Origin of the sequence: Bacillus thermozeamaize, from assembly GCA_002159075.1 — a bacterium.
In the GTDB taxonomy this organism is placed as follows: domain Bacteria; phylum Bacillota; class Bacilli; order ZCTH02-B2; family ZCTH02-B2; genus Bacillus_BB; species Bacillus_BB thermozeamaize.
The window spans coordinates 1-24,786 of record LZRT01000060.1 but is presented as its reverse complement, the minus strand read 5'-3'; the positions used below and the strand labels follow the sequence as shown (position 1 = coordinate 24,786).

The window sequence follows — 24,786 nt, the reverse complement described above, 5'->3', positions numbered from 1 at the left end:
CGTCATCGGGCTTTTTCAAACAGGGCGCTTAATCCCTTCTGGTTCGTCAAGATCACGATGATCATCAGGATTAATGCAAAAGCGGTCGCCAAATCCGAAAAATAGATGCCGCCGAAAACCTGCACAAATCCGACGAGCAAACCTGACAGGACAGTGCCTGCAAAGCTGGTCATGCCGCCGATCACCATCACGAGGAAGGCCATGACAATAATGCTTACGCCCATATGCGGACTCAGGGCCGTGTACGGAGCCGCGATGACGCCGGCCAACCCGGCGAGAAATGTGCCGAATCCAAACACACCGACGCCAACCAAGTGAATGTTTACACCCAGGGCGGCGGCCATCTCCTGATCTTCCGTCCCCGCGCGGACGATAATGCCAACCGGCATCCGGTGCAGAATGAAATACACGCTCAAGAGAACAAGGGCGCTAAAAACGATAATGAACAACCGGTAAACGGGAAAGGGCGCCCCGAACAAATCGATGCTTCCTGACAACAGCGGCGGCGGGGAAACGCTGATGATATTGGGTCCCCAGATGATCCGCGTCACATTTTCGACAACAAGCGCAAGGCCAAAGGTAAACAAAATGACATAAATGGGCGATACCGGGGCCAAACGCCGCAGGACAAAGTGCTGCAGCGGCATGCTGATCAGCCCCATGACAATGGGGATGACGAGCAAGGCGAGCCAAAACTGCCCTGTGGCCTGATAAAACTGGTAACCTAAGTACGCGGCCAACATGTACATCGCGCCATGGGCAAAATTGATCACGTTTAAAAAGCTGAAGCTGAGCGTCAGCCCTGAAGTGATCAAGGCCAACAGGAAACCAAGCGTGAGCGCATTGAAAAAATGGGAGAGCCAAATGCTAAAATCCATCAGTACACGTCACCACCCTCGAATTTACGTCAAACTTTGACAAAATTTTTAAATGGAAATTTAAGCAACTTTCATGCCAATCCAAGAAAAGGGTTACAAAATCTCTTTCTGCAGTTTTTTGCAAGACATGTCTTCACTTTTTTGCAAAACATGTCTCCGCATATGGATCTCCTGTTATCTATTTGTTAAACGGAATTGTTTTCATGATATACAATATTTGTATATTCATTAAACATCGCATAACAGGATGCGGTTACATGACAGGATGCGGTTTCCCCAGAAATTGAGGTTAAATAAAGATATATGATTTTTCATATCAAAACACTATGTTTTATGGTAATTCGTCCCCTAATTTACCATGTCTGTCCATAAAAAGCAACAAGAATTTTTGCATTTCCGGTCAGCTGCCCGTTTGCACATGCTGTCGGTAAGCTTGCTGCAACCGCTGCGTGAACGGGCCCCTTTTTCCTTCCCCGATCGTCACCCCGTCGATCTCGCACACGGGGACAATCTCTTGGATGGAATTGGTCAGGAACACTTCATCCGCCGCAAACAGCGCCTCGCGGCGAAAATCGCGTTCCTCCGCGGGAATCCCCAGCTCGCCCGCCAGACGCAGCACAAACGCCCTCGTCACGCCGGGCAAAATCCCGGTCGCCAGCGTCGGGGTGAAGAGCCTCCCGCTCCGGATGAGAAAAATATTGCTGACGATCCCCTCGGCGACATAGCCTTCCCGCGTCAGCATCAGCCCTTCCGCCTCTGCCTGTTCCCCGAGTTCCCTTTTCGCCAAAACCTGGTTCAAAAAATTGTGGGACTTGTGACGCGTATGGCCTTCGGGCGTATTGCGGTGAATCGAAACGGTGAGCAGCCGTTTGCCCTTTTCGTACATCGCATCCGGAAACCGCGGAACCTCTTTTGCCATGACCAAAACAGTGGGGCGCGTGTAATCTTCCGCCGACAAGCCCAGCCCCGCCACACCTGCGGTGACGGAAAGGCGAATATAGGCGTCTTGCAAGCCGTTGGCGGCAAGGGTCCGCAATACCGCCTCCCGCAGTTGTTCCCGGTTCATCTGAAGGCGAATCCCCAGTTCCCTGAGGCCTGAGAACAAGCGATCCATGTGCGCGTCGAAGAGAAACAGCCGCCGCTGATACGCGCGGAACGTTTCAAAAACGCCGGCACCATAAAGAAAGCCGTGATCGTAAACCGAAACCACGGCATTCTCCGCTTCCACGATATCGCCGTTCAAATAGACGTAGCCCGCCTGTGCCATGTTCATTCACCCGCCTGTTCTTCTATTTAGGCATCTGCCGATTCGCAACATCACACCCGGCTCAGCCCTTCCGCATGCCTGCTCCGCTCATCTCGAACGCACGCCAAAGCGCCTCGGCCTTCTTCAACGATTCGCGATATTCGGCCTCCGGATCGGAATCGATCACAATCCCGGCCCCCGCCTGGACATGCGCCCATCCGTCCTTGGCCAACAGGGTGCGGATCACAATGTTCAATTCCAGGTCCCCATTGAATCCGATCCAACCGATCGAACCGGTGTAAATCCCGCGCCGCACAGGTTCCAGTTCCTCGATGATCTCCATCGTTCGCACTTTTGGCGCGCCGGTGATCGTCCCACCGGGAAAACAAGCGCGGATCGCGTCATACGCATCTTTGCCTTCGTCCAGTTCCCCGGTGATGCCAGAGACAATGTGCATCACGTGCGAATACGCTTCGATGACCATTAATTCGCTCACCTCTACTGTGCCGTAACGGCAGACCCTGCCCAAGTCGTTCCTTTCCAGATCGACGAGCATGATGTGCTCGGCCCGTTCCTTCTCGTTCGCCAGCAGTTCCTGCGCGAGGCGCGAATCTTCCTCCCGGTTCTGGCCGCGTGGCCGCGTGCCGGCGATCGGGCGCGTCCGGATGCCGGAGCCTTTGACTTTGATCAGCAATTCCGGCGACCCAGAGACAACTTGAAATTCGGGCACCTGCAAATAGGCCATGTACGGCGAGGGATTGATTTGCAAAAGGTTGCGGTAAATCGTCCAGGGCGCGGCCACGAGCGGCCGCGACTGGCGCAGGGAAAGGTTCACCTGAAAAACATCGCCGCCGGCGATGTATTCCTGGACCTTTTCCACCGCCCGGACGAACGCCTCTTTGTCCAAAGACAAGTGGATCGGACCTCCCGGCCCATCCTCGCCATTGAAAAGGCGGGAGGCCGGCGAGACCGCGCCGTCCCCGGCTTCATGGCCAAATCCTGCATGGCCAGATGCTGCGAGCTCCCGTTGCAGCTCTTCCACCCGGGCCGCTACGGCGTCGAAACCTTCCCCTTCTTGCGCAAACCCGTTGCTGATGATGTATGCCGCTGCCTCCGCATGGTCATAGGCGATCACATCCCGGTAAAGCAAAAAATAAAAATCAGGCAAGCGCAGATCGTCTGCCGAAAGTTGCGGCAACCTTTCGAAATAACGAACCAGATCATAAGCGAGATAACCCGCCGCCCCGCCCAGCCAGTCCGGCCCCTCCGGCAACCGCGGCGCCCTCCACCGCTCCATTTCCCGTTTGAATGTTGCCAGTGGATCGGCGGTGGTGATCTTCCGCTCACTGCCGCCAGCGCGGAACCACATCCGGCCGTTTTTCGCCTTCACCACACCGAACAGGCCATGGCCCAGGTAGCTGTACCGTCCGCCGCGGCCGCTTTGCAACAGGGCGAAAAACTCGTTTTTCTGCCGTTTTTCCGCAAGGGCAAACCACTGTTCCGCTTCGATCCCGCATATCTTTTTGACGACCGGGATCAGCGCGAACCCTTCCGCTTTCCATGTGTTGTAATCGTTTCGCGATGTCAGATACAACGCGCTCACGCTCCAGACATTGCTCCAGATATGATCGATGACGCCTATCATCATATCCGCTTCTTTTTTCAACCGTCAACCGAGGGGCATGCGACTTGCCTGCTATTCACTTTTTGACTTCATTCTATTATGCTAAAAATACATAAAAAAATCATATATGCTCAGGCGCAATGATGAAATGATAAGATCCGGTAATGATAATATCAGGCGCCCAAAACCGGGTCCTGCTTCCACATCGTGACGATTGGAAAAATCACTACAAGAAAGGTTGAAAGCGATGAGAAATTATCGTTACTTTATCATGGGGATGATTGTCTTTATGGTCGTGGTCAACTATGTGGACCGCGGCGCGATTGCCTATGCGCAAAAAGACATCATCGCCGCTTTTGGTTTTGATGCCGCGTCATGGGGAGCGGTGCTGGGCTATTTTGGTTACGGCTACATGGTCGGCGCTTTGTTCGGCGGGGCTTTGGCAGACCGCAAAGGGCCAAAATTTGTTTGGATCCTCGCAGGGCTTGCATGGTCGGTATTTGAAATCGCCACTGCCTATGCGGGTGAAATCGGCCTCGCTCTGTTCGGCGGCTCTGCGCTGGCCGGATTTGCCGTGTTTCGGATCTTGTTTGGCCTGGCGGAAGGTCCTACTTTTTCAACCATCAACCGCACGATGGCCAACTGGGCCGCGCCCAAAGAAAGAGGCTTTGCCGTCGCACTGGGACTTTTGGGCACGCCCCTGGGAGCACTGTTGACCGCTCCCGTCGCAGTGGCGCTCTTATCCATTACCAACTGGAAAATGATGTTCGTCATCCTCGGTGTGATCGGCATCATTTGGGTGATCATCTGGGCCAAGGTATTCACCAACTTGCCGGAGGATCATCCGAAAGTATCGAAAGAAGAGTTGGCGGAAATCCGGTCCAAAGCTGATTTGCTGGAAAACGAAAAAACGGTGGGCGCCGCAGATCCCAACGTAAAATGGTACCACTTCTTCCGAAATCCGACCTTGGTTTTCAACACCATCGGTTATTTTTCGTTTCAGTACGTCAACTTCCTTCTGCTCACCTGGACGCCAAAATATCTCCAGGACGTGTTCAACTTTCAGCTCAGCGCGCTCTGGTATTTGGGCATGATTCCTTGGGTGGGCGCCTGCTTCACTGTGCTGTTGGGGGGTAAAATTTCTGACGCGCTGCGGCGCAAAACGGGGAATCTGCGCATCGCCCGTTCCGGTCTTGCCGTCGTTTCCCTTTTCCTGACAGCCATCTGTTTTCTGTTGATTCCCGTCGTCGACAGCATTGTGGCCGTGATGGCCTTGATGGCCATCGGAAACGCCTTCAATTTCCTGCCGAACTCCGTGTATTGGTCCGTGATTATTGACACGGAACCCGATCGGGCAGGCACGTTTGGCGGCGTTACACACTTCTTCACCAATATTGCCACCATCGTCGCGCCTACGCTGACCGGATTTTTGGTCGCCAATTACGGTTACACTTCGATGTTCACAGCTGCCGTAGTGGCGGTTGTCGTCGGCATGTTGGCCATGCTCTTTGTCAAACCGGGTCATAACCCATCCAATACAAAAACGGCAAACTGACCCAAGTTAACGAAAGGAAAGGTCAATATGGCAAATACACCTCAAACAGACATCTTGCAATGGGATATCGCCAGATTGTCGAACGCCTTCAAAGCGAGACAGCTATCACCGGCCGAAGTGACAAGGGCGCTCTTGGAACGGATCGAACAAGTCAATCCCGTACTAAACGCATACATCACCGTCATGCATGAACAAGCAATGGAAAGCGCGTTGCAAGCGGAGAAGGAAATTTCCGCCGGCAACTGGAGAGGGCCGCTGCATGGCGTGCCAATCGGATTAAAAGATTTGATCTATACGAAAAACGTCCGTACCACCATGGGTTCAGAAATTTTCAAGGATTATATTCCTGATCACGACGCGGCCGTTGTGGAAAAATTGAAGCAGGCCGGGGCGGTGATTGTCGGAAAGCTAAACACCCACGAGTTTGCCTACGGCCCAACGGGAGACCGATCCGCTTTTGGCCCGGTGAAAAACCCTTACAATTTGTCCAAAATCACGGGAGGATCCAGCAGCGGATCCGGGGCGGCCGTCGCGGCGGCTTTGTGCTTTGCCGCATTGGGGACGGACACCGGCGGCTCCATACGCATTCCGTCCAGTTGTTGCGGCATTGTCGGCATGAAGCCGACATTTGGCCTTGTCAGCAAATACGGCGTGTATCCGTTAAGCTGGACGCTGGACCACGTGGGACCGATGACCCGCACCGTATTGGACAATGCATTGTTATTAAACGCATTGGCCGGTTACGACGAACGGGATCCGTACGCCGTAAAGACCGGCGCGGAAGACTATACCCGTCTCATCGGGCAAAGCATCAAGGGCAGCGTCATCGGCGTCCCTTCCTCCTTCTACTTTGAACATGTGCAGGAAGAAGTGGAGCAGCAGGTTCGGAACGCGTTGAACGTGTTCGAAAACCTGGGGGCGGAAATCCGCGTCATCGATCTGCCCAACATACAAAACATCCTGTCGGCACAGCAAATCACCATCCGCAGCGAGGCCTATGCGGTCCATGAAGCCATGCTCCGGGAGAAATCAGCGCAATACGACCCGGAGGTAAGAGAACGGTTGCTTACCGGCCAAGACGAAAAAGCGCATGTTTATATCCATGCCCGGCAGCTGAAACATGCGGCCGTTCAGGAATATATGCATGCGCTGAAAGAAGCGGATGTGATTGTCACGCCGACGATTTCCATCCTGCCGCCGGACATCGGACAACGTCAGGTATCGATCCGTGGACAGGAAGAACACGTCCGGGCGGCGCTGGTTCGTTTGACAAGTCCCACCAACTTTGCTGGTTTGCCCAGCCTCTCCGTGCCTTGCGGTTTCTCGTCTTCGGGATTGCCCATCGGCATGCAGCTGATCGGAAAGCCGTTTGACGAAGCCAATCTATACCGTTTCGCTTATGCGTTTGAACAGGAACGTTCGCTTCCAACCGTAAAGTTCGATATCCAATGACATGGAATGGACTGTGCCGCAAGGCGGGGTAAGCACCCGACTTACCCCGCATCTACGGCGGTCAGGTTTTTCAACTGCCGGGCCATTTGTTCCAGTTGCCGGAAGTTCGCGACGATATTCTCCACCCTGCGCTGTTGTTCTTCCACCCCAGCAAGCACCTCCTGTACCGATGAGGCGGCTTGCTGGGTGATCCCTGCGACCGCAGCGGCTTCATGAACAACCCGTTGCGACGAGCTTTGCAGTTGTTGAAGCTGTGATTCCACGTCGGCCGCCTGTTGGATCACCTTTTCAGTATTCCGGGTGATCTCCGCAAAAACATGCTCCACCTTTTCAGCCACCTGTCTGCTGGCCCGAAACGCGTCTGTTCCGGAATGCATTTGTTGGAACACCTCTGTTGCCTTTTGTTGAATCTGTTCCAGAATGGCCGCAATTTCTTTCGTCGATTGCCGTGCATTCTCGGCCAGTTTCCGAACCTCTTCCGACACCACCGCAAAGCCGCGTCCATGCTCTCCCGCCCGGGCAGCTTCAATGGCCGCGTTTAACGCCAGCAGATTGGTCTGCTCCGCGATCTCGTTGATCGTCTTGACGATATCGCCGATGTGTTGATTGTGCCGGTTCAGATCATCCATCAACTGCACCGTGGTCGCCAGGATCGCGTTCAGCTTGTCCATCTCCACGGACAGTGCGGCCACCTCCCGGTTTCCGTCCCGGGTCATCTTCCCGGTAAGATGAGAAATTTCCTTCATCATGGCGGAAGAATGGGTCACGCTTCCAATGCCCCGATCAATCTGCCCCATCGCCTCGCCAATCTGATTGACGCTCTCAGCCTGGGATTCCACACCGCTGGCAATCTCGGAAAACGCGTCGGTCACCTCCTTGGAAATTCTTCCAGCCACATTCACATTCTCCTGCAGCCGGGTGCTGATTTGGCCCAATTCCTCCACCGCTTCCTGGATCTTTTGGTACACCTCCTCGATCCGGGTTTTCGCGGCCAGCACCTGGCGGTGATTTTCATCCGCCTCCTCCCTCATCCTCTTCCCGATCAGACTCTGCGTGATCAAGGCGCCGGAGATTAAAACCACAAACAAATTGAGAGAGATCAGGCCATTGGTGTCTATTTGCGCAAACATCGTATCCTGATAGAAAAAATAGAAAAGATTGGTAAAGACGAGGCCGATGCCTGCCGAAAAGACAAGCGGCTTGTAATCATGGTACAGCGTAATGACCGCCAGGCTGTAGTAGATCATAAAGTACATGGTGATCTTTGGTGCATTGGCTACCAGCAACCAGGTCAGGACAGCCAGGGCAACGACCACCAGGTACATGAGATGAGAAACCAATATCTTTTTCCGGATCAAATACGTCGCGATCAGGCAAAACGCGCTTCCAACCGTGGCCAGTATGATGATCGTGATGGGTTGCGATCTGGACGCAAGATTGACAATAAGCCCTAATGCCAGTGAAAACCACAGCAGTTTGACCAGCAATTGATTGCGTTGATGAAGGATGATTAGCTGCTTGTCCATCATACCACTCCCCATGATGTAATCTGCTTTTTTCTATTATAACAAATAATCGATTAACAGGTAATTTTTAAAAAACATTTTTTTCCAATACGGTTGTCTCAGTATTATCCATCTGACAAAATTCTCTATTGTTCAGCCAATGCGAAATGTGCTATGATAAACTTGCTATTCTTGAAAGCGCATACAATGCGAGTGTGACAAGGAGGAGAAAGCGCGTGGCACTCTACAATACCCTGGGCACCATGTTCGATCAAACCGTCATCAGGTATCCTGACAAGGAAGCCCTTTACGATGTGCGGAAAAACATCCGCTGGACCTATGCGGAATGGAACCAGCAGGTGAACAAGCTGGCCAACGCTCTCATCGAAGCCGGCGTGCAAAAGGGCGACCGCGTCTCCACCTACCTGTACAATACGCACGAACTGATCACCTGCCTCTTTGCATGCGCCAAAATCGGGGCCATTATCAACCCGATCAACTTCCGCCTCATGTCGGAAGAGGTGGCCTTCATCCTCTCGGACGCCGAACCGAAGGTCGTCCTTTTTGAACAGGCGCTGGCGGAGCAGGTGGAAAAAATTCACGACCGTTTCCCGTCTATCCAGTTCTGGTATGTGGACGAGGAGCCGCCGGCGTATGCGCACAGCTATGCGCAAAAAGTGGCCGGGGCAAGCGACGCCCGCCCCGACGTGGAGGTATCGGAAAACGATCTGTACAGTATCATGTACACCTCCGGGACAACCGGGCGGCCCAAGGGTGTCATGCACCGCCATCGCGATATGATCGAGCAGAACATGATCTGCCTCAACGCCCTGAAACTGACCCCGAACAGCCGGGGGCTGGCGGTGGGACCCATGTTTCACGCCGCCGAGCTGCACTGCGTTTTTCTGCCCCGGGTCCATATCGGCGCCAGCAGCGTGATCCTGCACCACTTTGAACCCAAAAAGATTTTGCAGCTGGTACAAGATGAGCGAATCGACCATTTCTTCGCCGCGCCGACCATGTGGAATATGCTGTTGCAGGAAGACCTGTCGCAATACGATCTGAGCGCATTGCGCAAAGGGCTGTACGGCGCGGCGCCGATGGCTCCCGCCCTGGTCCGGGCCTGCAAGGAGAAGCTGGGCATCGATCTGATCCAGGCATACGGGATGACCGAAATGGGACCTGCCGTCACCTTCCTGCTGGAGGATGAGCAGCTGACAAAAGCCGGCTCGGCTGGAAAAGTCTGCATCAACCATGAACTGCGGGTCGTCCGCCCACGCGAAGGCCAGCCCTCCGAACCGGATGATATCTGCCGGCCGGGAGAAGTCGGCGAGATCATCGTTCGCGGCTCCTGCATGATGGTCGGCTACTACAAGCGGGAAGAGGCCACCGCGGAAGCGCTGTACAAGGGCTGGTACCACTCCGGGGATCTGGGATACCTCGATGAAGATGGCTACCTCTATGTGGCCGACCGGCTGAAAGACATGGTGATCAGCGGCGGTGAAAACATCTATCCCCGGGAGGTGGAGGATGTCCTCTACGAACACCCGGGCGTCCTGGATGTGGCCGTCATCGGCGTACCCGATGAAATGTGGGGAGAACGTGTCGTGGCCTATGTCGTCAAAAAGGACCCGAATTTGACCGCTGAAGATCTGGAAACCTTCTGCAAGAACAGCGACAAGCTGGCGGACTATAAGCGGCCGCGCCAGTATCACTTCGTCGATGCGTTGCCCCGCAACGCCAGCGGCAAAATCCTGAAGTACGTCTTGCGCGAACAGGCCAAATCAGGCCAAGCATAATCCAGGCATCATCCATCGAAACCTTTCGCAAACAGGGCACACCTGGAGCCTATGGGAAACAGGTGCCCCGACATTTGTTTTTTGGTACTGTTTGCGATATTTGCCTCTTGCGCGGTTCAGGCCACAAAAACATCAGGCTACCAAATTTATTCCTTAACAAAGAAATAAAAGGGATCAAAACGACTTTGCCGAATACTCTTATCGAGTCAGAACGCGCTGCATCGAGGTGATCAAAAAAGCATGCGCATTGTCGTCGCCCCAGACTCTTACAAAGGATCGCTCAGCGCCATCGAAGTCGGCAACATCATCCGTTCCGCCCTTCTCGCCGAAATCCCGGATGCCCAGGTGGACGTAGTCCCGATGGCGGACGGCGGCGAAGGCACCGTGGACGCCCTGCTGGCCGGCACGGGAGGAGAACGCATCCGCCTGACGGCTACCGGGCCCATGGGCACAGCCATCCCCACTTTTTACGGCATCTTGGCCGGCGCCCCTGGCACTGACGCAAAAACGGCGGTCATCGAAACGGCAGCGGTCGCCGGACTGACGCTGGTGCCTCCGGAAAAGCGCAATCCCGTTCACCTGACCACCTACGGACTGGGAGAATGCATCCGCCACGCGCTGGATCAGGGCATCCGCCGTCTCATCATCGGCCTCGGCGGCAGCGCGACGAACGATGGCGGCCTGGGCACGCTGCAGGCTTTGGGCGCCACCTTTGTCGACGCGGATGGCAAACAGGTGCCGGCCCCGGCATGCTCCGTGATCGACGCGCTCACCCGCATCGTCCGCGCCGACTACAGCACGCTGGATCCGCGCCTCAAGGAAACGGACATCCTCATCGCCAGCGATGTCAAAAGTCCGCTCTGCGGACCGCAAGGAGCCTCTTTTGTCTTCGGGCCGCAAAAAGGGGCCACACCGGAACAGGTGCAGCGATTGGATCGGGCGCTGGCTTCCTTTGCGGAAAAGGTGGAGCGGCATCTCGGCCGTTCCTATCAGCACCTTCCCGGTGCCGGAGCGGCTGGAGGGCTGGGGTTCGCCCTCATGAGCATCGGGGGAAAGGTGCATGCGGGCGCCGAACTGGTCGCGCAAGCCGCCGGTCTTCCGGAAAAGCTGCGCCAGGCCGATTGGCTGATCACAGGCGAGGGAAAAACGGACCATCAGACCTTGCTGGGAAAATTGCCCATTGCCCTTGCCCGCCTGGCCCGAGCACACAGCGTGAGAACCATCCTGATCTCCGGCAGCCTCGACAGCGATGCGGAGACACTGAACGCTTTAAACCGTCACTTCGATGCCCTCTTCGCCATCCCGAACCGGCCGATGACGCTGGAAGAGTCCATACGCGAATCCCGGACCCTGCTTGCCCACACGGCGCGCAACATCGCCCGCCTCATCCGTTAAATATCACCTCAACATTACGTTTACGAAATGAAGATCAAAGCCACATTGCTTCGTTCTATTCGTTCTAAAGAAGCAATGCGGCTTTTTTGTTTTTTATAAATCAACGGAATAAGTTCAAAAAAATGTAAAGAAAATTGTGATGAAATTCGCAGAGAGAAGTGGTTTGCCTTCCTTATACTGGGCTTGCAAGGTGAAAAAAGGAGGTGGACGCGAAGGGCCCGACATGTTTCCCATCAAGCAAAAGAAAGGAGGAAAAATCGTTGTACCGGATCATCGGGTTGTTTGTCTTGAGTTTTCTGGTTGGCTTCAGCGGCGTGTATCTCTTTACAGGGAATGAAAAGCAAGCAGATTCAACAAACACGGCTGTCGTAGAAGAGCAGCAAGACCAAACGCAAACCGACGATGCGGAGCACACAACCGAGCATATGACCGAACAGCATGATCAGCCGGCTGTTTCCAATGTAAAAACGGGAGGGGAAATTTTTGTGCAGGCCGGTTGTGTCCAATGCCACTCAGTCAGCGCATATGACGTGAAGGGAGGCCAGACAGGTCCGGATTTATCCAATGCTTATGCGGAAGTTCTCGCAAAGCACGGAAAATCTTTGGATGAATTCTTGAAAGAACCGACGACGGCCGTCATGAGTTCGGTCATCAAGGGAAAACCGTTATCCGACGAAGAGTTGAACAAGATTGTCGAAGCGTTGAAAACCATAAGCGAAAAATAAAATGGAGGTTGGACCATGCTCAGGAAAAAAGAGATCGGTTCGATCGCCTTAGGGTTGACGGCAGGGTTTCTCGCAGCCGCAATCTTTTTTCTCAATACGGATGGTACGGGCAACATCTCCCAGACCACCTCTTATGCCCAAACGAAAGCCGAAAAAGTTTACGTTCCGCAAGGGAAGCTCGATGAATATTATCTGATGGCTTCCGGTGGGCATTCAGGCCAGCTCTTCGTATACGGCTTGCCATCGATGAGGCTGATTCGCATTGTGCCGGTTTTCAGCCCGGATCCGGCAACCGGTTACGGTTTTGACAAAGAATCGAAGGAGATGCTGGGCGGATACACCTGGGGCGATTTGCACCATCCGGCCCTTTCGGAAACCAACGGCGAATATGACGGCAGAGCCCTGTTTGCCACCGACGTGGGCAACAACCGGGCGGCCTATGTGGATCTGGAAACCTTCACAACAAAAGACATCATCAAGATTCCCAATATCTCCGGCCCCCACTGTGCGGCCTTTGTCACACCCAATTCCGAATACTTTTTCATGCCCACGCGCTTCAGCGTACCGATTGACGGGTATGCGGATCTAAATCAGTTCAGTCAGAAATACAAAGGCGTCATGACGGCGGTAAAACCTGATTTTAAAAACAAAAAGCTGAATATCGCCTTCCAGGTGCTCCTGCCGCCATGGTCATACGATTTGTCCGACGCAGGAAAAGGCCCGTCAGACGGCTGGGGATTCTTGAGCACGTACAATACTGAAGAGGCGGTCACCACGCTTGAAATGAACGCCTCCCAGAATGACCGGGATTACATCGTCGTCTTCAACTGGAAAAAAATCGAGGAAGAAGTCAACAAGGGAAATTACACCGAAGTCAACGGCGTCAAGATGTTTGATCCGCTCAAAGCTCCGGGCACCGTCTATCTGATTCCGGTTGCCAAATCGCCGCACGGCGTGGACGTCACTCCAGACGGAAAATACTTCATTGCGAGCGGCAAGCTGTCGCCGACCGTGACGGTTTACAGCTTTGAAAAAATGATGAAGGCGATCGAAAACAATGATATTCAGGGCGAAGCGCAAGGCCTGCCCATCTTAAAATATGAAAGCGTTGTCGAACGGGAAGTGGAAGTTGGCTTGGGGCCGCTTCATACCCAGTTTGACGACAAAGGAAATGCATACACCACGCTCTTCATCGACTCTCAAGTCGTGAAGTGGAACCTGCAAACCGGCGAAATCATCGATAAAGCGGATGTGCATTATGCGCCGGGACACCTGGTTGGCGCCGAAGGGGACACGGTTTCACCGGACGGAAAATACCTGGTATCTCTGAACAAGATTTCGAAGGACAGCTTCTTGTCCGTCGGGCCGTCCCATCCGGAAAGCTTCGAACTGATCGACATCACCGGCAACAAGATGGAGGTTTTGGGCATCGCTCCGTCCCAGCCGGAGCCCCATTACGGACAGATTATCAAGGCGGACAAGATCAAGACCAAGGAAGTTCTGGACAAGGATCCCAATCGTGAGAATGCCGTTTGGAGCAAGGAAGAGGCTCGCATCGTCCGGGACGGGAATACGGTCCATGTCTACGGCGTGGCCATCCGTTCACGCTTTGTCTTTGACGCGAAATCGAACCTCCCCGACGTCGTCAAGGTAAAGGAAGGGGACAAGGTTATTTTCCACATCACCAACCTGGACCTTGATGAGGATATTACCCATGGTTTTGCCCTGAACGGTTTGAATGAGAACATGGAGATTCAGCCCGGCGAAACCAAGACGATGGAGATCACGGCCGATAAAGCCGGCGTATATCCCATTTACTGCACCAACTTCTGTTCCGCCATGCACCAGGAAATGACGGGTTACCTCCTGGTTGAACCCAAATAGAAAAGGATGATGGCATTCTTGAGACCTCTCAGGAATGCCTGTTCCCACAATCTGGGAGTGATTGACGTGGATAAAATATCAAAAAAAGGAAGCATCGGTGTTCTTGTCGCCGCCTTGCTGCTTTTCGTCTCCATCTTTCTTCCCTGGTGGGGGATGAAACTGACCGCACCCCAATATCAGGAGGGACTGTACATCTACGTCTATCCGTATAAATTGGAAGGCCAGCTGGATATTATCAACGGCTTGAACCACTACATCGGCATGGCGGAATTCAGCGAGGAATCCTTCTCCGAACTTTCCTATCTTCCTTATGTGGTTGGGTCAATGGCCGTAATGACGGCATGGATTGGCCTGTTTCGCCGCCGGAAGTTCTTGCTGGTTTGGCTGTTCGTGTTCGCCTTCGGAGGCGCGCTCGGTCTTTATGACATTTATCGCTGGCTGAAGAAATACGGAACCGAGTTGGATCCTCATGCGCCGATTCAGATCGATCCGTTTGTGCCGCCGGTACTTGGCACAAACAAACTGGCCAACTTTACAACCTTGTCCTTTTTCAGCTATGGAGCTTTTCTTGCTGCCCTCGCCTTTCTCATCTTGATTCTGGTGTATTGGAGAGGGAAGGAAAGATGAAACTGCGCATCTTGCTCACGATTGTCCTGGTCGGCAGCATCAGCCTGATGGTCCAAGGAGAGGTCTTGGCCTCCACTCCCAATCCCTTGCAGCAGGTCATCCAACAGGCAAAAGAAGGAGAACGGATTGAGGTTCAGGAAGGGATTTATGAGGGGGATCTGGTGATCGATAAACCAATTTCCTTGATCGGCAATGGGAACGTGGTGATCAAAGGTTCCGGCAAAGATACCGTCATCACCGTTACCGCGCCCAATGTGACCTTGAAAAACCTGACCGTCACGGGCAGCGGGACCTCGTTGGAACAAGATCAGGCGGCCGTCAAGGTGTTGTCCGACGGCAACCGCCTGATCCGTCTGAAGATATCCGAATCTCTGCACGGCATCTATCTTGAGGAAAGTTCAAACAACCTCATCCAAGGGTGTACGATTGAAGGTAATGGGCGTCTTCCCCGATCGAGCCGGGGGAACGGCTTTCACCTTTTCCATTCCAAGGACAATCGGATTATCAAGAACGAAATCAAGAACACCAGGGACGGAATCTATTTTTCCTATTCCGAACGAACCTTGGTGGAAGGAAACGACTTGCACGACAACCGCTACGGGCTTCATTACATGTACTCCAACCATAACCGGTTTTATCACAACCTTTTTTATGACAACATCGGCGGAGCCGCGATCATGTATTCCAACGATATCGTGCTGGAAAAGAATCAGTTTTACGGTCATCAGACGCTCCGGTCCTTTGGGGTGTTGTTTCAGACGAGCAATGAGGTCGTGATGAAAGGCAATATCGTGACCTTAAACCATAAAGGCATTTTTCTTGATCAATCCAACCGGAACAAAATCCTTGACAACGAGATCTCGTACAACAATATCGGCGTTGAAATCTGGACCAGTTCCGTCCACAATATCCTGGCACAGAATCAATTGCTGGAAAATACGATCCAAGTGACCACATACGGCCAGCCTGGCCGAAACCAATGGGTGAGAAATGCCTGGTCCGATCAGGCCGGTTTCGATTTGGATCAGGACGGGATCGTGGATCAACCCTATGAATACGCTTCCTCATTCGGGGAATTCATCACGCGATATCCTTTGGGGTATTTGTTGATTCACAGCCCTGCGATTGACGTGTATGAGAAGATCGAAAAAATCTTCATGAAGGACCGGGAACCGTTGGTTGATCCGTATCCGCTGGTCATGCAACGGGAGTGGAACGGCATTTTCGCGTTCGTTTTCCTGATTCCAGCCGTTGCCGGTGTGTTGTTGCTCCGAAGAATCAGGAAAGCTTGAATAACGTCCGGAAAGAAGGGAAAGCCGCATGAGCCTCTTGTTGAAAGACTGGAAGGAAGTATACCGGAGCCATCTTTATTGGATTGGTTCGGGGATGATCGCGTTTGTCTCTTTGCTCATCCTGTGGCAAGTCACCCATTTGCAAGGCGATATCCGTTTTTCCGCCGCGCTCATGCCTTTGTTTCGCATCAATCTCTATTTTGTTCCGTTCATGGCATTGATCGTCTCCTCCATGCTGGTATTGCAGGAAAAATCCCAAAGGACGCTGTTCGTTTTATTGTCCAGCCATTTTTCACCGTTGCGCTTTTTGCTCGAAAAGTCTATCTCCATCCATTTGATCCTGTTCAGCATGATTTTAAGCAGCTATTTTCTTGTTCTGCTGATCAGCCGCTTGTTCCTGCAAGCCGATTTTCTCCCTTTTCTCGCATTTTTGCTTTCCATTTTGGCGTTATCGGCCGTTTTTGCACAAATCGGGATTTGCGTGGGCGTGGCCATGAATCATAAAATGGCGGCTTTTGCCGTATGCCTCCTGATTTGGGCCGGCTTTCTCTATGTTTACGACCTGGTTTTGATTTATGTCATTCCCGGCATCGGAACGGATGAGCTCTTTTTCTTCTCCCTCTTCTATTTTTTCTCTCCCGTCCACGCGATCGAATACTTTTTGTCCGTTCAGCTGGGTTTCTATCCCCTTGATCGGAACAGTGCCATCTTCAACCAGGTCTTGTTCAGGTCCCCAAGGCTGGTCTTGGCCGCCAACTTCCTGTTCTGGGCAGGCGTCTCCATCATCATCAGTCATCTTGTGCTGAAGCGAAAGGGGATACGGGAATGATTCACGTGGAAAGAATTTGCCAGTATTACGGCCGTCAACCGATCTTCACCGATGTCAGCTTTGCCATTGCGCCAAATGAAGTATGCGCCATCGTCGGCCAAAATGGCGCCGGGAAATCCACCCTGTTGCAAACGCTGCTAGGCCTGTTGCCATTAAAGCACGGCAAGGTGACCATTTGCAGATACGACATTGCCAAAACGGACAAGTGGAAAAAGCACGTCTCTTACCTGCCGGAGCATTTTCAGCTTTACTCCCAATTGACCGTCCAAGAAAACATGGAATTTTTCGCTTCTCTGGAAAAGGTCGGGAAGGACAAAGTGGAACGTGTGTTGACACAGATGGGACTCATCCATCACAAAGGGAAAAAAGTGCGACAGCTTTCCAAAGGAATGCTGCAGAGGCTGGGATTAGGCCTTGCCTTATTGCGCGATGCGGATCTGATTTTTTTGGATGAACCCACTTCCGGGATCGATCCGTTCGGAAGGAGGGAAATTATCCAGAGCATGAAGGAGATGAAAAGTCTGGGGAAAACGATTCTCTTTTCTTCCCATCACCTCCATGAGGTGAGAGAAGTGGCCACCCATGTGTTGTTCTTGCACGAGGGGAAAGCAAGCAAATGGCCTGTGGAAGAATTTCGCCTGGAGTCTGCGCATTTTAATCCCGTTCCCCTTTCCCGGTGAGATGGGATTTTTTGGTGGAATCGCTCGTGATCCAATTCACAGAAGCCGGAAAAAGCAAGGGTTATCATTAAGAAAGACAAACGGATTGATCAACCACCAGAGGTGATTTGCTTTGACAAAAAATTATCATGAGAATCCCTTTATCGTCATTTGGGAGCTGACGCGTGCTTGTGCGTTAAAGTGCCTCCACTGCAGGGCAGAAGCCCAGTACCGCCGTGATCCGAGGGAGCTTACTTATGAAGAGGGGAAAAAACTGATCGATCAAATTTATGAGATGGATAACCCCCTGCTCGTCTTTACGGGCGGAGATCCCCTGATGCGCGAGGATCTGTATGACCTGGCGGAATACGCCATCAAAAAAGGGCTTCGCCTGTCGATGACGCCGAGCGCTACGCCCAGGGTAACCAAGGAAGCAATCCAAAAGGCGAAAGAGATTGGCTTATCCCGGTGGGCATTGAGCCTGGACGGGTCAACGGCAGAAATTCACGACAGGTTTCGCGGAACCAGTGGGTCTTATGACTTGACCATGCGGGCGATTGCATATCTCCATGAACTGGAAATCCCGCTGCAGATTAATACCACCGTTTCCCGGTACAATCTTCACGATTTGGAAAACATGCTGGAATTGGTGAAAAAGCTGGACGTTGTTCTTTGGAGCCTCTTTTTCCTCGTTCCTACGGGAAGGGGATCGGCAAGAGATATGATCACTCCCGTGCAGCATGAGGAAGTGTTTGAGTGGTTATATCAGATTGGCAAGACCGTTCCCTTTGACATCAAGACGACGGCCGCGCAACACTACCGTCGCGTACTCTTGCAAAAAATGAAGGAGGAAAACGGCCTAAAGCGGATGAACCCAGCCTGGATTCCGCAGAAGGTCACTTCCAATGTTGATGGACTGGGACGGGCGCCGAGAGGGGTAAACGACGGGAATGGATTTCTCTTTGTCTCCCATATCGGCGATGTATATCCCAGCGGGTTCCTGCCGGTGAAGGCGGGAAATGTGAGGGAACAAGAGCTGGCAACAATCTACAGAGAATCGCCCATTTTCAAGAGTTTGCGCGATCCCGATCAGTATAAGGGGAAATGCGGGGTGTGCGAATTTCGCCATGTCTGCGGGGGTTCCAGATCAAGAGCTTATGCCGTTACAGGAGATTACCTGGAGAGCGAGCCTTGCTGCATTTACATTCCCAAAGCGCTGAGGCCAAGGTGATGATCAGCCTTGTGCATGCTTCAGAGAGAGTTGGTTCTCCAAACCTTCTACATTTAAGAGAAGCATACAAGAATTTCCGCCACGTCCATTTAAATGCGGCAGATCTCTGCCGGACAGTCTCCACAGTGGCAGATATTCCTTAGATAATCCAAGTCCTTGACAACGATACTTCCATCATGATACCCGATGACATCCTGGCTTTTCAAATCATTGAGAATCCGGTTTACGCTCTCCCGTGTCGTGCCGATCATATTTGCCAGTTCCGAATGGGTCAGCCTGAGGCTGATCAGAATGCCCTCTTCGATCTCCACGCCGCAGGTGTTGGTCAAGCGGATCAGGGTGGAACAAAGGGCTCCGGGCTTGCCGTATAACAGCAAATCGCGGAATTTGGATTGTGTCTTGCGATTCATCATTCCCATCCATTTGACGAATTGAGTGGCAAGATCCCCATGCCGGTAAAGCAGGATCTCGAGATCACTTTGCTGAAGAATGCCGACGACGCTGTCTTCCATGACATAGGCAGAACAGTTGTGCTGGACTTCGTTCTTATCACCAATCTCTCCGTAAATGTCTCCATCTTGAAGAAAATAGAGAATAAACTCTTTTCCTCCCGGGGTCTGCTTGGTGATTTTTATTTTGCCTTGATACACATAAAACAGACGGTCGGAGGGGTCGCCTTCCATGAAGAGGTACGAGCCTGTTCCCAGTTTCTTGAGATACATGTTTTCAATTAACAGGTTCAGGTTTTCTTCGCTAAAATAAGATCGGATCTGACTGCTCGAAGAAATATTGTGCCTCGATAAGAGGACATGCATGTCGCTTCCCCCTTTCGCTCGATTCACGCCTCCACTTTGGTCAAATTCAGGATCACGGTGCCAATCAGGATCAGCGCAATCCCGATCACGCTGTATACGTTCAGCGTCTCGCGCCAAACGATAAGGCCGATTACCACCACGCCCACCGTCCCCAAGCCCGACCAGATCGCATATGCGATGCCGAGTGGGATGTGTTTTAGGCTCAGTGACAACAAATAAAACGCGGCTCCGTAACCAATCACAACCCATAAACTGGGCCACCAGCGGGTAAACCCCTGGGATGCTTTCAGCGAAGAGGTCGCGATCACTTCACTGATGATAGCCAACAGCAAATACAAGAACGGTTTCATGACGACCTGATCCCTCCCATACCTCGGTTGTGCAGCATAAATTTTCCTGCCCTAACAAATATTCCATTCTTAAACAACGCTGTCTGAACTATACTGCCTGGAGGGGAGCGTCGTCAACATGCCTTCAAGTCCAAAAACAAAAAGGGCCGGGCACAGCAGGGCCGGAACGGCGATCAGCTGAAACGAAGCCGACGATCAGCCTAAACGAAGCCGAGATGTTTTTTCGCTGCCTCCGACATCATCCCGGGCGACCATGGCGGATCCCAGACGACGTCAACCTTGACGGAGCGTATCCCCGGATGAAGCCGCAGCAACCGTTCAACCCCGCCGGCAATGGTGTCGTGCATCGGACAACCCGGCGTCGTCAGCGTCATGCGCACATAGACATCCCCGTCCTCAAGGCGAATCTCGTACACCAGCCCAAGATCGACAATGTTGACGCCCAGTTCAGGGTCGTATACCTGTCTCAGCAACTCCCGAATCTCCGTCTCGCGGATGTCTGCCGCTTCCATTCCTAGCACCTCCCGTGTTTCTTCCCAGGTGATCAACGGGTAAACACCCACCTCATCAAGCCCACATAAGACAGCGAGAATAGCGAAAGCGCCGCGCCGCTCCATTGCGTCCATGCCATGTTGCCCATTCGCAGGCTGACCATCAGCACGATCAGGCTTGCCGCAACAGCCGTCAGCATGTAAGCGACGTGACGGTCTTCCAGCAAGTCGGCCATCGTCGGGGTCGTCTCTTTGCCGACGCGGGGTCCGTACTTGTACGTCCACCAAAGAAAAGGAACAATCTTCGACAAATATCCGAAAATCGTCAGAACCACCCAGCCCCACAGGTATGCCCAACCGAGGATCACCATCGCCCTTGCATCCATCGCCTGATCGGGAGCGAACAGGGCATAGACCATCGCCACTGTCCCGAACACGGCCAACGCCCGGGCGCTGTAGACGGCCGCCAGCACGCCGGCACCAGGGCTTTTTTTGTGACGCGCTTTGCGGACCTGTTCGATGTAGAGGTTGTACGCGTACACCGCCAAGGTCAACACACTGGCGGCAACAAGAACAACAGGAAAGGGCGCGGCCGTCAGAAAGGCGACGGCTCCCGTCAGGACCGCCGCGTTCCACAAACAGAAGACGGCGTACGCCATTCGATCCGGCACCCCGTGGGCCAAATAGAACATCGGCAGCAATTTGTAGCTGAAACCGGTGATCAGCAAGCCGAACCAGCCAACCGTTCCCAGCCAAATATGGGTGTAAAACAGTCTTTCATGCCAAGCCGGCCACAAATGGAAGGCGAAATTGAAACCCATGGCAACCCCGGCGAGCCCCGTCAGCACGAGATAGAACATCGCGCCCGCGGCACTGAGCGTGACCGGATTCCACTGGGCAGCCTTGAGCAGTGTCAGCGTCATATTGACGGCAAACAGGAGGATGCCGAGCCAGGCCAGCGTGGCGAAAACGGCAATCCACTGTACCTGGGCAAAGGCAAACCCGGCAAGCAAACCGGCTGTGCCGGCGGTGAACAGCAGGTAGTGGACATCCCCCAACCTCTCGCTAAACACCTCCCTTTGGAGGATCACGCGGAGAAGTTGATACATGGCGCCCATGGCGATCATCGTCGCCCCACCGAGAATGAGCAGATGAACGTGAAACCAGCCGCCGGGGCTGCGTGGCGAATGGACGATCCAGCCGGCCGTCTGCAGCAGCGTCGTGAGAGAGAACAAAGCGAAACAGGCAAGCCCCGTCAAGATAAAAAGAAAAGGAAGGCGAAACATCAGACAGGCCTCCCTTACGTTTTTTGGATTGCCACACGCGCGGAGCCGTCCGGCAGCTCCTCGACCGTATACGGATAGCCGAGCGCCTTCAGCTCTTCGAGCAAAAACACGGGAACCCGGTCGTTGTGGATGACGACCCGGTCACCTTTCCGGCACCTTTCCAAGGCGTTGAGGGTGCGAATCATCGGTTGCGGAGGCTCAAGCCCCCGGTTGTCCAATTCAATCGTCTGCGGGGAATCGCCGCCCTCCGCCCTTTGAGCGACAGGCTCCTCGTCCCGGAGAGCGTCTTCCTCCCCTGCCCCATCCGCCAATTCACCTTTGCGGTGCTTGGGGACAAACGTCACCTTCCAATGATCTTTCGCCAATTTCTCGGCCTTGTACGCAAAACCTTTCGTTTTCATCAACCCAAGCAGCGGAACGGGCTTGAACGTGGCATGCAAAACGAACGTATCTTCCGGACCGAGCGACTTCACCGTATCCATGATCAGTTGAAAAGGCTCCAGTTTTTTTCGCAAATAGGGACGGACGTCCAATTCCACAGTTTGAGGAGTGGTTGCCATCCTCATCATCTCCTTATAGGCTCCTGCAGCATCCCATCCACATCTCATGATACATGTTCCGCTTCTCTGCCGCCGTGATCTGCCTCACAAAAACCGGACAAAAAAACGGACCCTTGCCGGGTCCGGTGCGACTTCTTCGCTTACTACCACAGTACAGGTTTGGCAATCATGAACCACATCGAAACGAGCAGGATGATCAGGTAGCCATAGAGGGACGTGCGCAATTTTTTCATGCCCGCATCTCTGTTTATCTCACCTTTTTCCAACGCCTCGATGACGGGAGAAAAGGCCCTCGCCAAGAAAAACAGGCCAGAGAAGAGAATGACCACAGGAATCAGGATCCAAGAGGTAAAAAGCGGGAAACCTCCCAGCCACCACAACAGCACGCCTGTGATGACCAGCACGTGACCCGCATGTTTGGAAACCCGCACCACAAAACGCAAGACGGAGAAATGTTCCGGGATATGGCCGGTTTCCGCCTTTTTCAGCCGGCGCATCAGGAAAAAGAAAACCGCATAAGGGCCGATGGCGAAAATCGCGCCGACCACATGCAGATAGTTGAGGAATGCATAGGCAAAGGGTTTCATCGCGACCACAATTCCTTTCCGACAATCATCTGATGAAAATCCGCAGACTACGAACCGGGATGGCAACCGATCACCGGCGGTACATGACCGCCATCGCGGCCACATAGAGGACCCACGCGACCGCCCCCAACACGGCTCCCGTCAGCGTCAGCGCTCCCCGGCCGAAGCACGTGCCCAACGCCAACATCACGGCTCCCGCGGCAAACCCCAGCAAAGCCGCCACAGTGGGACGCTTGGGCATCATCTCCGCCAGGCCGGGCCGCCTTTCGGGCGTCTTCCCCGCCGGATTCCCATGACCATAGCGGCCCATCCAGCGCAAAAACGGCATGATTTTGGTCATATACGCGGCGATCATCCATTGCAGATAGCCGAAGATGAGCAACAACATGACAGACATCGTCCGGCTGTTTTCAAAGCCACCGGAAGCCAGCGTCCATCCCTTTTCAAATCGGCTGGAAACAACAGCCCAGAGTACCAACACCCCTATGCCTCCGTACAGTCCCCCGAGGATCCATTTCAGGACCCACTCCACCTCTTGGCGCCGCCTCTCCCGGAAATGACGATAGATGCCGATAAGCACCTGCAGATAGCCGCACAAATAGAGAAGCCACCCTCCGACCCACATCCCCATCGCCACAGGCGTCATTGCCCCGCCGCCCCGCAAGGCCAAGCTGACGATCACTGCCAGCATCCCGGCAAACAACAAGCACCCGGAACCGCCGCGGCGCAAGCGCGGGTAGCGGGAGGAGACGAAAAAGCTCATCAACCGGGGGCTGAGCCAGACGATCAAGGTGGTGAACCAACCGGTGATGCCGGCGACCATGTGCAGCGGCAACGTCACCTGGCCTGCCGGCGGCCGGCCGAGAGCCATGCCAATCCCCATGATCACGGTGGCGAGAAGAAAAAGAAATGCCGTCATGATTCCCAGCGCCTCGGTCCGCTTTTTCAACGTCCGGGCCGTCTGGCCAAGATTCCAGCAAAGCAGACCGTACGCCACGAGGACGAGCATTCCCCCAGCCGCCACCATGTCCCACCGCTTGGCAAGAAACCCCACCGGAAAGGCCAAGGCGCCGAGCACCATCAAGACGTATTGCAGGTAGCCGAGGCGGATGGAGTACAGCCGTCCTTGAAAGGCGACCGGGATGATTTGCAGCATCGCTCCTTGCACCACCGTCAAGGCATACCCGATGACAAAAAGGTGGACAGCCGACAAGAGAAAGGGATCAAGCCACCGACCCTGGGCGACTGCATCCGCCGCTTGGACCAGACTGAACCAGGCCGGACCGAGAAACGCCAATCCCGTCAGCATAAAGACCCGGGTAAGCCGAAAACGCGGCGCCAGCGTGCCGGCGGCACCGGCTGCCACCGGAGGCTTTTCAGCAACCAATCTTTTCCTTCCTTCCATGCAGTATTTTCCATGTGGCATCTTTTGCCATGCCTTAGTATTACCATTAGTATATCGGAAGATGACGCGCTGTTTTGTGACGCAGATCATAAAAAGCTTGACGTTCTCCCACGGCTTGTGCCGGGGGATTCTTTCCCGCTTAGCGCGGGCTACACCGCATGTGCGGTCGGTACCGTTTGCCAGCAACCATCTGATGAATCTTCTGATTCATCCTTGACCCGTAATCCACCCGCTGCCGGAGATTCCGCACGTCGCCGATGACCACCGTCTGCACCCTTCTTGCGTGGAGGGCGGAGATAAGGGCGGTCGTCTGCTTGTGCAGGATGTCGCGAATTTGATGGCCGATCTTTTGGAGTTGGTTTCGCTTGCTTCGCTGGAGCCTTTTCCACCGCCGTGATCCTTTCTTCATTCGCGATTGTTTCGCGGACAGGCGGGCCAGCAACCTGTTCCGGTATCGCATTTTCGAACGCAAAAGCCGGCCATTGAAAATGGTTGTTTGGGAACCGTCGTGAACGGCTGCCAGGTGGACTTCTCCCAGATCAACCCCGGCGGCCTCACCTGCGGTGACAGGCTCGATTTCTGGGAGAGCAT

At 53.7% G+C, this 24,786-nt stretch carries 22 protein-coding genes and 1 pseudogene; 11 read left to right on the top strand and 12 right to left on the bottom strand.

The window, feature by feature from the left end; genetic code table 11:
- Nucleotides 1–2: 2 nt before the first annotated feature.
- The 3 genes from BAA01_05270 to BAA01_05260 form a co-directional block, all read right to left on the bottom strand.
- Nucleotides 3–878: a hypothetical protein gene (locus tag BAA01_05270; protein OUM88512.1), complete on the bottom strand. Its 876-nt coding sequence runs from the start codon at nt 876–878 to the stop codon at nt 3–5.
- A gap of 400 nt (nt 879–1,278) precedes the next feature.
- Nucleotides 1,279–2,145, bottom strand: a complete 867-nt coding sequence (locus BAA01_05265; GenBank protein ID OUM88511.1) for a branched-chain amino acid aminotransferase — start codon at nt 2,143–2,145, stop codon at nt 1,279–1,281.
- Between the two features lie 61 nt (nt 2,146–2,206).
- Entirely contained in the window at nt 2,207–3,664 is a 1,458-nt protein-coding gene (locus BAA01_05260; protein ID OUM88558.1) for an aminobenzoate synthetase, read from the bottom strand.
- Nucleotides 3,665–3,995: 331 nt separating this feature from the next.
- Here BAA01_05260 and BAA01_05255 point away from each other — a divergent pair, with 331 nt between their 5' ends.
- Both BAA01_05255 and BAA01_05250 read left to right on the top strand, forming a co-directional pair.
- Nucleotides 3,996–5,303 (top strand): MFS transporter, encoded by a 1,308-nt coding sequence (locus BAA01_05255; GenBank protein OUM88510.1) that lies wholly within the window; start codon nt 3,996–3,998, stop codon nt 5,301–5,303.
- A gap of 27 nt (nt 5,304–5,330) precedes the next feature.
- Nucleotides 5,331–6,755 (top strand): glutamyl-tRNA amidotransferase, encoded by a 1,425-nt coding sequence (locus tag BAA01_05250; protein OUM88509.1) that lies wholly within the window; start codon nt 5,331–5,333, stop codon nt 6,753–6,755.
- Nucleotides 6,756–6,796: 41 nt separating this feature from the next.
- Here BAA01_05250 and BAA01_05245 read toward each other — a convergent pair whose 3' ends face one another.
- Nucleotides 6,797–8,284 carry a hypothetical protein gene (locus BAA01_05245; GenBank protein OUM88508.1) on the bottom strand — a complete coding sequence of 496 codons (1,488 nt, stop codon included), beginning with the start codon at nt 8,282–8,284 and terminating at the stop codon, nt 6,797–6,799.
- A gap of 239 nt (nt 8,285–8,523) precedes the next feature.
- On the opposite strand from BAA01_05245, the gene BAA01_05240 reads away from it, so the two are divergent.
- The 9 genes from BAA01_05240 (at nt 8,524) to BAA01_05200 (ending at nt 18,701) form a co-directional block, all read left to right on the top strand.
- Nucleotides 8,524–10,059, top strand: a complete 1,536-nt coding sequence (locus tag BAA01_05240; GenBank protein OUM88557.1) for a long-chain fatty acid--CoA ligase — start codon at nt 8,524–8,526, stop codon at nt 10,057–10,059.
- Nucleotides 10,060–10,299: 240 nt separating this feature from the next.
- On the top strand, nt 10,300–11,454 hold the full coding sequence (locus BAA01_05235; protein OUM88507.1) for a hypothetical protein: 1,155 nt from the start codon (nt 10,300–10,302) through the stop codon (nt 11,452–11,454).
- 260 nt (nt 11,455–11,714) lie between these two features.
- A complete protein-coding gene (locus BAA01_05230) occupies nt 11,715–12,179 on the top strand; it encodes a hypothetical protein (protein OUM88506.1) in 465 nt (154 codons plus the stop codon).
- 15 nt (nt 12,180–12,194) lie between these two features.
- Nucleotides 12,195–14,063, top strand: coding sequence for a nitrous-oxide reductase (locus BAA01_05225; GenBank protein ID OUM88505.1), 1,869 nt, complete (start codon nt 12,195–12,197; stop codon nt 14,061–14,063).
- A gap of 75 nt (nt 14,064–14,138) precedes the next feature.
- Entirely contained in the window at nt 14,139–14,690 is a 552-nt protein-coding gene (locus BAA01_05220; GenBank protein ID OUM88556.1) for a hypothetical protein, read from the top strand.
- Nucleotides 14,687–15,982, top strand: coding sequence for a hypothetical protein (locus tag BAA01_05215; protein OUM88504.1), 1,296 nt, complete (start codon nt 14,687–14,689; stop codon nt 15,980–15,982). The genes BAA01_05220 and BAA01_05215 overlap by 4 nt, the downstream gene beginning before the upstream one ends.
- A gap of 28 nt (nt 15,983–16,010) precedes the next feature.
- The gene (locus BAA01_05210; protein ID OUM88503.1) at nt 16,011–16,811 is read left to right on the top strand and encodes a hypothetical protein; all 801 of its coding nucleotides are present in this window, start codon (nt 16,011–16,013) and stop codon (nt 16,809–16,811) included.
- Nucleotides 16,808–17,491, top strand: a complete 684-nt coding sequence (locus BAA01_05205) for a hypothetical protein (GenBank protein OUM88502.1) — start codon at nt 16,808–16,810, stop codon at nt 17,489–17,491. The genes BAA01_05210 and BAA01_05205 overlap by 4 nt, the downstream gene beginning before the upstream one ends.
- Before the next feature lie 112 nt (nt 17,492–17,603).
- Nucleotides 17,604–18,701 (top strand): radical SAM/SPASM domain-containing protein, encoded by a 1,098-nt coding sequence (locus BAA01_05200; protein OUM88501.1) that lies wholly within the window; start codon nt 17,604–17,606, stop codon nt 18,699–18,701.
- A gap of 89 nt (nt 18,702–18,790) precedes the next feature.
- Here BAA01_05200 and BAA01_05195 read toward each other — a convergent pair whose 3' ends face one another.
- The 8 genes and pseudogenes from BAA01_05195 to BAA01_05160 all read right to left on the bottom strand — a co-directional run bounded on the left by BAA01_05195 (nt 18,791) and on the right by BAA01_05160 (nt 24,786).
- Entirely contained in the window at nt 18,791–19,516 is a 726-nt protein-coding gene (locus BAA01_05195; protein ID OUM88500.1) for a hypothetical protein, read from the bottom strand.
- Between the two features lie 23 nt (nt 19,517–19,539).
- Complete coding sequence (locus tag BAA01_05190) at nt 19,540–19,866, bottom strand: hypothetical protein (GenBank protein OUM88499.1); 327 nt, start codon at nt 19,864–19,866, stop codon at nt 19,540–19,542.
- 200 nt (nt 19,867–20,066) lie between these two features.
- Entirely contained in the window at nt 20,067–20,378 is a 312-nt protein-coding gene (locus tag BAA01_05185; protein ID OUM88555.1) for an aromatic ring hydroxylase, read from the bottom strand.
- Nucleotides 20,379–20,410: 32 nt separating this feature from the next.
- Nucleotides 20,411–21,643 carry a hypothetical protein gene (locus BAA01_05180; protein OUM88498.1) on the bottom strand — a complete coding sequence of 411 codons (1,233 nt, stop codon included), beginning with the start codon at nt 21,641–21,643 and terminating at the stop codon, nt 20,411–20,413.
- A gap of 14 nt (nt 21,644–21,657) precedes the next feature.
- A complete protein-coding gene (locus BAA01_05175; GenBank protein ID OUM88497.1) occupies nt 21,658–22,203 on the bottom strand; it encodes a universal stress protein in 546 nt (181 codons plus the stop codon).
- A gap of 143 nt (nt 22,204–22,346) precedes the next feature.
- Nucleotides 22,347–22,790: a hypothetical protein gene (locus BAA01_05170; GenBank protein OUM88496.1), complete on the bottom strand. Its 444-nt coding sequence runs from the start codon at nt 22,788–22,790 to the stop codon at nt 22,347–22,349.
- 70 nt (nt 22,791–22,860) lie between these two features.
- On the bottom strand, nt 22,861–24,195 hold the full coding sequence (locus BAA01_05165) for a hypothetical protein (GenBank protein OUM88495.1): 1,335 nt from the start codon (nt 24,193–24,195) through the stop codon (nt 22,861–22,863).
- Nucleotides 24,196–24,334: 139 nt separating this feature from the next.
- A pseudogene (locus tag BAA01_05160) lies at nt 24,335–24,786 on the bottom strand (transposase).

Coding starts and splice junctions, on each gene's coding strand:
- BAA01_05270 (OUM88512.1), bottom strand. CDS start 878: ATGGATTTTAGCATTTGGCTCTCCCATTTTTTCAATGCGCTCACGCTT.
- BAA01_05265 (OUM88511.1), bottom strand. CDS start 2,145: ATGGCACAGGCGGGCTACGTCTATTTGAACGGCGATATCGTGGAAGCG.
- BAA01_05255 (OUM88510.1), top strand. CDS start 3,996: ATGAGAAATTATCGTTACTTTATCATGGGGATGATTGTCTTTATGGTC.
- BAA01_05250 (OUM88509.1), top strand. CDS start 5,331: ATGGCAAATACACCTCAAACAGACATCTTGCAATGGGATATCGCCAGA.
- BAA01_05245 (OUM88508.1), bottom strand. CDS start 8,284: ATGATGGACAAGCAGCTAATCATCCTTCATCAACGCAATCAATTGCTG.
- BAA01_05240 (OUM88557.1), top strand. CDS start 8,524: ATGTTCGATCAAACCGTCATCAGGTATCCTGACAAGGAAGCCCTTTAC.
- BAA01_05235 (OUM88507.1), top strand. CDS start 10,300: ATGCGCATTGTCGTCGCCCCAGACTCTTACAAAGGATCGCTCAGCGCC.
- BAA01_05225 (OUM88505.1), top strand. CDS start 12,195: ATGCTCAGGAAAAAAGAGATCGGTTCGATCGCCTTAGGGTTGACGGCA.
- BAA01_05215 (OUM88504.1), top strand. CDS start 14,687: ATGAAACTGCGCATCTTGCTCACGATTGTCCTGGTCGGCAGCATCAGC.
- BAA01_05210 (OUM88503.1), top strand. CDS start 16,011: ATGAGCCTCTTGTTGAAAGACTGGAAGGAAGTATACCGGAGCCATCTT.
- BAA01_05205 (OUM88502.1), top strand. CDS start 16,808: ATGATTCACGTGGAAAGAATTTGCCAGTATTACGGCCGTCAACCGATC.
- BAA01_05195 (OUM88500.1), bottom strand. CDS start 19,516: ATGCATGTCCTCTTATCGAGGCACAATATTTCTTCGAGCAGTCAGATC.
- BAA01_05190 (OUM88499.1), bottom strand. CDS start 19,866: ATGAAACCGTTCTTGTATTTGCTGTTGGCTATCATCAGTGAAGTGATC.
- BAA01_05185 (OUM88555.1), bottom strand. CDS start 20,378: ATGGAAGCGGCAGACATCCGCGAGACGGAGATTCGGGAGTTGCTGAGA.
- BAA01_05180 (OUM88498.1), bottom strand. CDS start 21,643: ATGTTTCGCCTTCCTTTTCTTTTTATCTTGACGGGGCTTGCCTGTTTC.
- BAA01_05175 (OUM88497.1), bottom strand. CDS start 22,203: ATGGCAACCACTCCTCAAACTGTGGAATTGGACGTCCGTCCCTATTTG.
- BAA01_05170 (OUM88496.1), bottom strand. CDS start 22,790: ATGAAACCCTTTGCCTATGCATTCCTCAACTATCTGCATGTGGTCGGC.
- BAA01_05165 (OUM88495.1), bottom strand. CDS start 24,195: ATGGAAGGAAGGAAAAGATTGGTTGCTGAAAAGCCTCCGGTGGCAGCC.